Raw genomic sequence first — 7,104 nt, forward strand, 5'->3', positions numbered from 1 at the left:
CCGCAGGACGTGCCGACCCTGCTGGAGATGGGCGCGGCGGCCGTGTTCCCGCCGGGGACGGTGATCCCGGACGCAGCATACGACCTGGTACGGCGGCTGGCGGCCGGCCTCGGACACGAGCTGTGATCGATCTCGACGCGTATGTGAAGGGCGTGCTCGACGGGAAGCGGGCGATGGTGGCCCGGGCCATCACCCTCGTCGAGTCCACCCGGCCCCAGCACCGGGCGCTGGCGCAGGAGTTGCTGACCGAGCTGCTGCCGCACAGCGGGAAGGCGCGGCGGATCGGGGTCAGCGGGGTGCCCGGCGTGGGCAAGTCGACGTTCATCGACGCGTTCGGCACCCTGCTCACCTCGCTCGGACACCGGGTCGCCGTGCTCGCCGTCGACCCGTCGTCGAGCCGTACGGGCGGCTCGATCCTGGGCGACAAGACGCGGATGGAGCGCCTGGCGGTCGACCCGGCGGCGTTCATCCGCCCCTCCCCCACCGCCGGCACGCTCGGCGGCGTCGCCAAGGCGACCCGCGAGTCGATCGTGGTGATGGAGGCCGCGGGCTACGACGTGGTGCTGGTGGAGACGGTCGGCGTCGGCCAGTCGGAGACCGCGGTGGCCAACATGGTCGACTCCTTCCTGCTGCTGACCCTGGCCCGCACCGGCGACCAGCTGCAGGGCATCAAGAAGGGCGTCCTGGAGCTGGCGGACGTGATCGCCGTGAACAAGGCGGACGGCCCGCACGAGCGCGACGCCCGCGCCGCGGCACGGGAGTTGTCGGGCGCCCTGCGTCTCATGCACGGCAAGGACGCCGCCTGGACCCCGCCCGTCCTGCACTGCAGCGCCCGTGAGTCGACCGGCCTGGACACCGTGTGGGAGCGCCTGGAGCAGCACCGCACCCTCCTGGACTCCACCGGCCGGCTCGCCGCCAAGCGCCGCGACCAGCAGGTCGACTGGACCTGGAGCATGGTCCGCGACGAACTGCTGGGCCGTCTGCACGCGGACCCGGCGGTACGGGCCCTCGCACCGGAACTCGAACAACGGGTCAGGGACGGGCAGTTGACGGCCACGCTCGCGGCGGAGCGCCTGCTCGACGCCTTCGAGAGGGCCGGCGACGGCGCGTCCCACGGGGCGTGAGCGGGCGTCCGCCGCCCGCGCGCCTCCCGGGGTGCGCTTGTCTCCATCCCTGACCGAGCACTACTGTCACCACGCCTTGGTGCACGGGAAATCCGGTGAAACACCGGTGCGGCCCTCGCCACTGTGATCGGGAAGTCCGGCTCCGGCCCTTACGGGCAGCCACTGGGTCCTTGTGATCCGGGAAGGCGGAGCACGGGCGGTGGTACCCGTCAGCCAGGAGACCGGCCAAGGCACGTCAACCATCCACGAGGTGCTGGAGAGGGTCTGCTGAGCCATGCACATAGCCGAGGGTTTTCTGCCTCCTGCGCACGCGGTCGCCTGGGGCGCCGCGTCCGCGCCGTTCGTCGTCCACGGAGTCCGGTCACTCACCCGTGAGGTCAGGGAGCACCCCGAGAGCACACTGCTCCTCGGCGCCTCCGGAGCCTTCACCTTCGTCCTGTCGGCCCTGAAACTGCCCTCGGTGACCGGGAGTTGCTCCCATCCCACCGGCACCGGGCTGGGCGCGATCCTGTTCCGGCCACCGGTCATGGCGGTTCTGGGCACCATCACCCTGCTCTTCCAGGCGCTGCTGCTCGCGCACGGCGGCCTGACCACGCTCGGCGCCAACGTCTTCTCCATGGCGATCGTCGGGCCGTGGGCCGGGTACGGGGTGTACCGGCTGCTGCGCCGGTACGACGTGCCGCTGATGGGCGCCGTGTTCTGCGGCGCGTTCGTCGCCGACCTGTCCACGTACTGCGTCACCAGCGTGCAGCTGGCGCTCGCCTTCCCCGACCCGGGCAGCGGATTCCTGGGCGCGCTCGGCAAGTTCGGCTCCATCTTCGCCGTCACCCAGATCCCGCTCGCGGTGAGCGAGGGGCTGCTCACGGTGCTGGTGATGCGTCTGCTGGTGCAGTCGAGCCGGGGTGAGCTGACCCGGCTCGGTGTCCTCCTCACCCAGAAGGCCGGCACCGGGGCGGTGGCCCGATGAGCCGGAACACGAAGATCAACGCCCTGCTGCTGCTCCTCGTGGCCGCGCTCGCGGTGCTACCGCTGGCCCTCGGTCTCGGCGACGACAAGGAGAAGCCGTTCGCCGGCTCCGACGGTGAGGCGGAGACGGCGATCACCGAGCTCGAACCGGACTACGAGCCCTGGTTCACGCCCCTGTACGAGCCGCCGTCCGGCGAGATCGAGTCGGCGCTGTTCGCCCTGCAGGCCGCCATCGGTGCGGGCGTGCTCGCCTACTACTTCGGACTACGGCGCGGGCGGCGGCAGGGTGAACAGCGGGCTCTGAGGGACGCCGGGGAAGACGCGGGCAAGACGCCGGCCGAAGGGGCCTGAGCCCCCGTGCTGCCGATCGATGCGGCGGCGCACAGCAGTCGCTGGCGCCGCCGCCACCCCGTGGACAAGGCCGTGCTCGGGCTGGGTCTCACCCTGCTCGCGATCTCGCTGCCGCCCTGGCCGGGCGCCGCCCTGGTCCTGGTGACGGCGGTGGTGGCGCTGCTCGGTCCGGCGGGCGTGCCCCGGCGTCGCCTGTGGCGGGCGTACCGGGTGCCGCTGGGGTTCTGCGTGACCGGAGCGGCCACCCTGCTCGTGCAGGTCGGCGGGCCGGGCGGGTTCGTGTCCCTGGCCGACGGGGGCCCGGTGCGCGCCGGGGAACTGCTGCTGCGCACCTCGGCCGCCTCGCTCGGCGTGCTGCTGTTCGCGTTCACCACCCCGATGTCCGATCTGCTGCCGCGGCTGGTGCAGGCCGGGGTGCCGGCGCCGGTCGTCGACGTGGCGCTGGTGACGTACCGCATGAGCTTTCTGCTGCTCGACTCCGTGCGCCGGATCCGGGAGGCGCAGGCCGCCCGGCTCGGCCACACCACGCGGGCCGCGACCTGGCGTTCCCTGGCCGGGCTCGGCGCGACCGCCTTCGTCCGGGCCTTCGACCGGGCGGCGCGGCTGCAGACCGGGCTCGCCGGACGCGGCTACGACGGCACCCTGCGTGTCCTGGTGCCCGAGGCCCGGTTCTCCGTCCGCTTCACGGCCGCGAGCACCGCACTGCTGGCGGCGCTGGCCGCCCTCACCTTCGTACTGGAAAGGCCGCTGTCATGAGCGAGCCCGCGCTTGTCGCCCTGCGGGGCGCGTCCTTCGCCTACGACGAGGGCCCCGTCGTGCTCGACGGCCTCGACTTCGCGGTGCCCGAGGGGCGGGCGCTGGCCCTGCTCGGGCGCAACGGCAGCGGCAAGACCACGCTGATGCGGCTGCTCAGCGGCGGACTGCGGCCGCACACCGGGCAGTTGACGGTGGAGGGCCGGCCGGTGTCGTACGACCGGAAGGGCCTGACCCGGTTGCGGACCACCGTCCAACTGGTCGTGCAGGACCCGGACGACCAGCTGTTCGCCGCGTCCGTCGCGCAGGACGTGTCCTTCGGTCCGCTGAACCTGGGGCTGTCCGACGCCGAGGTGCGCTCCCGCGTCGCCGAGGCGCTCGACGCCCTGGACATCGCCGGGCTGGCCGACCGGCCCACGCATCTCCTCTACTACGGGCAGCGCAAACGGACCGCGATCGCCGGTGCCGTCGCCATGCGCCCGCGGGTGCTGATCCTCGACGAGCCGACCGCCGGGCTCGACCCGGACGGTCAGGAACGGCTGCTCGCCACCCTCGACGCCCTCCGTGCGCGCGGCACGACCGTGGTGATGGCCACCCATGACGTGGATCTCGCGCTGCGCTGGGCCGACGACGCGGCCCTGCTCACCCCGTCCGGCGTCCGCACGGGGCCCGCGCCCACGGCGCTGGCCCGCACGGACCTCCTCCGGCAGGCCGGGCTGCGGCTGCCGTGGGGCGTCGCGGCGGCGGAACTGCTGCAGGCGCAGGGGCTGTTGGGTGAGAACGTCGCCGGTCCGCGGACGGCGGAGGAGCTGGCCGCCGTGACGGCGACTGCCTTGTGATGCATGCCATACCGCGCACGGCAGTTTTTTACCCGGCTCGATGATTGCCGGGCGCCTGAGATCCGTATCCCTTGGCGTCCGGAGCCGTTCGCACCAGGAGGCAGAATGCGCATAACGCGCAGCATGGTCGGAACCGTCTTCGTCGGCGGCGCGCTGACCCTGACCATCGCCGCCCTCGCCTACCCCGCCATGCTGGGGGTCGAGAACACGTCGAGCACCCCGGATCGCATCATCGCCAACACCCCGTACGGGCCGCTCACCGAGGCCGACCGCGACTTCGTCGTCAAGGTGCGTGCGGCCGGGCTGTGGGAGTACCCGCTCGGCCTGATGGCGATGGAGCGCGGCACGACGAAGGAGATGAAGGAAGCCGGCGAGCACCTGGTGGTCGGGCACGCCCGGCTCGACGAGACCTGCCGCAAGATCGCTCCCGAGCTCGGCATCACGCTGCCCAACCAGGCCTCCCCGCAGCAGGAACAGTTCGTGGCGACGGTGGACGCGGAGCAGGGCAAGCAGTTCGACACCACCGCGGCGAACATCATGCGCATCACGCACGGGCAGATCTTCCCGGTCGTCGCCAAGATCCGCGCCAGCACCAAGAACACCCTGGTCCGGGCGCTGGCCGACCAGGCGAACGACACGGTGCTCGACCACATCACGGTGCTCGAGAAGACCGAGATGGTCAACTTCGACCAGGTCAACTTCCAGCAGACCAGCCCGCCGAAGCTGCCCAAGGAGCAGGTCACCCCGCCCCCGCCGCAGCCCGGCGCCCCCGTCGTGGCCCTCACCGAACCCCCCGGCCTGGACGTGAACACCAGCTCCCCGACGCCCGCACCCACGGCCAGCTCGACGGTCCGCTGACGGGGCGCCCGCTCAGGCCGAGCGCTTGCGGGACGTGGTCTTCTTCGCGGCGGTCTTCTTCGTCGTGCTTTTCGCGGTGCTCTTCGTGGACGCCGTCTTCTTTCCCGTCTGCGTCGACTTGGCGGTCGACTTCTTCGCCGTGGACTTCTTGCCCGCGGGCTCCTTGGGCGCGCTGCGGCTCGTCCTGCGCCGGGGGAGCTCGCGGACCTCGGCCGGCTGTTCGCCGCGGGACTCCTTCGCCGCCCTGACGCTGCTCTCCAGGGCGGCCATCAGGTCGATGACCTTGCCGCCCTTCGCCGGCTCGGGCGCCTCGGGGGGTGCCTCGCCGGCGGCCTTCGCGGCGATGACCTCCTCGACGGCCTCGCGGTACTCGTCGTGCAGGTCCTCGAGGTCGACCTCGCCGAGGGTGTCCATCAGGGCGTCCGCGAGGTCGAGTTCCTTGTTGCGGACGGTGACGTCGGTCTCGGGGGCGACGCCCTCGGGGGCGCGGACCTCGTCCGGCCACAGCAGCCCGTGCATGACGATGGCGTCGCCGACCACCCGCAGCATGCCCAGCCGCTCCCGGCCGCGCAGCGCGAACTTGGCGATGGCGACCTTGTTGCTGCGTTTCAGGGCCTCCCGCAGCAGGGTGTACGGCTTGGCGGCCGGGGCGCCGCTCGCCGCGAGGTAGTACGCCGCGTCCATCTGGAGCGGATCGATCCGTTCGCCCGGCACGAAGGCCACGATCTCGATCGTCTTCGCGGTCGGGAGGGGCAGATGGGCCAGATCCTCGTCCGTGATCGGAATGATCGACCCGTCCGCGTCCTCGTAGCCCTTGCCGATCTCCGCCCCGCTGACCTCGCGGTCCTCCAGCTCGCAGAACTTGCGGTACCGGATCCGCCCGCCGTCCTCCGTGTGGATCTGGCGGAACGAGATCGAGTGGCTCTCCGTGGCGTTCACCAGCTTGACCGGGACGCTGACGAGGCCGAACGAGATGGCGCCGTTCCATATGGATCGCACATCCAGCACCTTTCGCGACGGCATCAAGCAGTATCAGGCGATATCACCCGTTTTCATGTGATTCTCATCGTATGACGCCGATCACAGAGGTGGAGGGGCGGCGGGTCGCGCTGAGCAATCTCGAGAAGGTGCTGCACCCGGCGACCGGGTTCACCAAGGGCGAGTTGCTGCATTACTACGCGACGACCGCCGACGTGCTGCTGCCGCATCTGCGGGATCGGCCGGTGTCCTTCCTGCGCTACCCGGACGGGCCCGACGGGCAGGTCTTCTTCACCAAGAACGTGCCGCCGGGTACGCCCGAGTGGGTCACCACCGCCGAGGTGCCCCGTTCGGAGGGTCCGGCCCGGATGGTGCTCGTGCAGGACCTGCCGAGCCTAGTGTGGGCCGCGAACCTGGTGACCGAGTTCCACACGCACCAGTGGGTGATCCAGGAGCCGGCGATGGCCGACCGGCTGGTCTTCGACCTGGACCCGGGCGCACCGGCGACCGTCGTCCAGGCTTGCGAGGTCGCGCTGTGGCTGCGGGAGCGGCTGGCGGCGGACGGCATCGACGCGTACGCGAAGACATCCGGGTCGAAGGGGCTTCATCTGCTGGCCGGCATCCGGCCGACCCCCTCCGACCAGGTGTCGGAGTACGCCAAGGAGCTCGCCATGGAGGCGGAGAAGGCGATGCCCCGGCTGGTCCTGCACCGGATGACGCGCAGCCTCAGGCCGGGCAAGGTGTTCGTCGACTGGAGCCAGAACGTCGCCCGGAAGACGACGGCGACGCCGTACACCCTGCGGGCACGGACCACGCCGACGGTGTCGGCGCCGGTGACCTGGGAGGAGGTCGAGGCGTGCGGGGACGTCGGCCAGCTGACCTTCCAGGCCGGCGACATCGCCCCGCGCGTGCAGGACTACGGCGATGTACTGGCCCCGCTGCTCGACCCGGGCCGGGCCGGCCGGGTGCCCTGACCGCTCCGCTGGAAGTGCCGCAGTCGCGGGCGGTCGGGCAGCGCCCCGAAGGGGCGCGGGGAACTGCGCGACCAGCCACAACGGTGCCGCAGACGATCGACGGCACATCGCGGCACTTCCAGCGGAGCGCTAGGTGTTCTGTCCACGGAGGTTGGTGACGCAGGTCTCGGCTGAGGGATCTTGAAATGGGTGAGGGCCTTCTGGCCTGGTGTGGATTGCGACATCTGCACCGGCGACCAGAGAGGCCCTCGTGCCCCACCG

At 71.5% G+C, this 7,104-nt stretch carries 8 protein-coding genes and 1 riboswitch; of the genes, 7 read left to right on the plus strand and 1 reads right to left on the minus strand.

The window, feature by feature from the left end:
• The first annotated feature begins 122 nt into the window (after positions 1–122).
• From meaB to ACTWQJ_RS43160, 6 genes are all read left to right on the plus strand, one after another.
• Positions 123–1,124: a methylmalonyl Co-A mutase-associated GTPase MeaB gene (gene meaB, locus ACTWQJ_RS43135; RefSeq protein ID WP_443311863.1), complete on the plus strand. Its 1,002-nt coding sequence runs from the start codon at positions 123–125 to the stop codon at positions 1,122–1,124.
• 60 nt (positions 1,125–1,184) lie between these two features.
• A riboswitch (cobalamin riboswitch) is annotated at positions 1,185–1,368 on the plus strand.
• 30 nt (positions 1,369–1,398) lie between these two features.
• Complete coding sequence (locus tag ACTWQJ_RS43140) at positions 1,399–2,091, plus strand: energy-coupling factor ABC transporter permease (protein ID WP_443311864.1); 693 nt, start codon at positions 1,399–1,401, stop codon at positions 2,089–2,091.
• Positions 2,088–2,441 (plus strand): energy-coupling factor ABC transporter substrate-binding protein, encoded by a 354-nt coding sequence (locus ACTWQJ_RS43145; RefSeq protein WP_443311865.1) that lies wholly within the window; start codon positions 2,088–2,090, stop codon positions 2,439–2,441. The genes ACTWQJ_RS43140 and ACTWQJ_RS43145 overlap by 4 nt, the downstream gene beginning before the upstream one ends.
• Before the next feature lie 6 nt (positions 2,442–2,447).
• Entirely contained in the window at positions 2,448–3,197 is a 750-nt protein-coding gene (gene cbiQ / locus ACTWQJ_RS43150; protein ID WP_443311866.1) for a cobalt ECF transporter T component CbiQ, read from the plus strand.
• Positions 3,194–4,033, plus strand: a complete 840-nt coding sequence (locus ACTWQJ_RS43155; protein WP_443311867.1) for an ATP-binding cassette domain-containing protein — start codon at positions 3,194–3,196, stop codon at positions 4,031–4,033. Before cbiQ ends, ACTWQJ_RS43155 begins: the two co-directional genes overlap by 4 nt.
• A 105-nt stretch (positions 4,034–4,138) precedes the next feature.
• Positions 4,139–4,891: a DUF4142 domain-containing protein gene (locus ACTWQJ_RS43160; protein WP_443311868.1), complete on the plus strand. Its 753-nt coding sequence runs from the start codon at positions 4,139–4,141 to the stop codon at positions 4,889–4,891.
• Between the two features lie 12 nt (positions 4,892–4,903).
• Here ACTWQJ_RS43160 and ku read toward each other — a convergent pair whose 3' ends face one another.
• The gene (ku, locus tag ACTWQJ_RS43165; RefSeq protein WP_443311869.1) at positions 4,904–5,890 is read right to left on the minus strand and encodes a non-homologous end joining protein Ku; all 987 of its coding nucleotides are present in this window, start codon (positions 5,888–5,890) and stop codon (positions 4,904–4,906) included.
• A 71-nt stretch (positions 5,891–5,961) separates the two neighbouring features.
• On the opposite strand from ku, the gene ligD reads away from it, so the two are divergent.
• Positions 5,962–6,843, plus strand: a complete 882-nt coding sequence (gene ligD, locus ACTWQJ_RS43170) for a non-homologous end-joining DNA ligase (RefSeq protein WP_443311870.1) — start codon at positions 5,962–5,964, stop codon at positions 6,841–6,843.
• Positions 6,844–7,104: the final 261 nt, after the last annotated feature.

This window comes from Streptomyces sp. KR55, from assembly GCF_052245645.1.
Lineage (GTDB): Bacteria > Actinomycetota > Actinomycetes > Streptomycetales > Streptomycetaceae > Streptomyces > Streptomyces flavusporus.